This window comes from Klebsiella sp. K5-45 (assembly GCF_030128605.1).
Classification (GTDB): Bacteria; Pseudomonadota; Gammaproteobacteria; order Enterobacterales; family Enterobacteriaceae; genus Klebsiella; species Klebsiella quasipneumoniae.
On record NZ_JAKUZW010000063.1, the window covers coordinates 1 to 732 of the forward strand.

Annotated in this window: 1 protein-coding gene; it reads right to left on the minus strand. The window is 52.9% G+C overall.

Annotation, left to right across the window (positions count from 1 at the left end; translation table 11 throughout):
- Positions 1–20: 20 nt before the first annotated feature.
- Positions 21–725, minus strand: a complete 705-nt coding sequence (locus tag MKS11_RS27465; protein ID WP_001067855.1) for an IS6-like element IS26 family transposase — start codon at positions 723–725, stop codon at positions 21–23.
- Between the last annotated feature and the right edge of the window lie 7 nt (positions 726–732).

Consider the following 732-nt stretch of genomic DNA (forward strand, 5'->3'; position numbering starts at 1 on the left):
TTTTGTCTTATTCAAAGGCCTTACATTTCAAAAACTCTGCTTACCAGGCGCATTTCGCCCAGGGGATCACCATAATAAAATGCTGAGGCCTGGCCTTTGCGTAGTGCACGCATCACCTCAATACCTTTGATGGTGGCGTAAGCCGTCTTCATGGATTTAAATCCCAGCGTGGCGCCGATTATCCGTTTCAGTTTGCCATGATCGCATTCAATCACGTTGTTCCGGTACTTAATCTGTCGGTGTTCAACGTCAGACGGGCACCGGCCTTCGCGTTTGAGCAGAGCAAGCGCGCGACCATAGGCGGGCGCTTTATCCGTGTTGATGAATCGCGGGATCTGCCACTTCTTCACGTTGTTGAGGATTTTACCCAGAAACCGGTATGCAGCTTTGCTGTTACGACGGGAGGAGAGATAAAAATCGACAGTGCGGCCCCGGCTGTCGACGGCCCGGTACAGATACGCCCAGCGGCCATTGACCTTCACGTAGGTTTCATCCATGTGCCACGGGCAAAGATCGGAAGGGTTACGCCAGTACCAGCGCAGCCGTTTTTCCATTTCAGGCGCATAACGCTGAACCCAGCGGTAAATCGTGGAGTGATCGACATTCACTCCGCGTTCAGCCAGCATCTCCTGCAGCTCACGGTAACTGATGCCGTATTTGCAGTACCAGCGTACGGCCCACAGAATGATGTCACGCTGAAAATGCCGGCCTTTGAATGGGTTCATGTGCAGC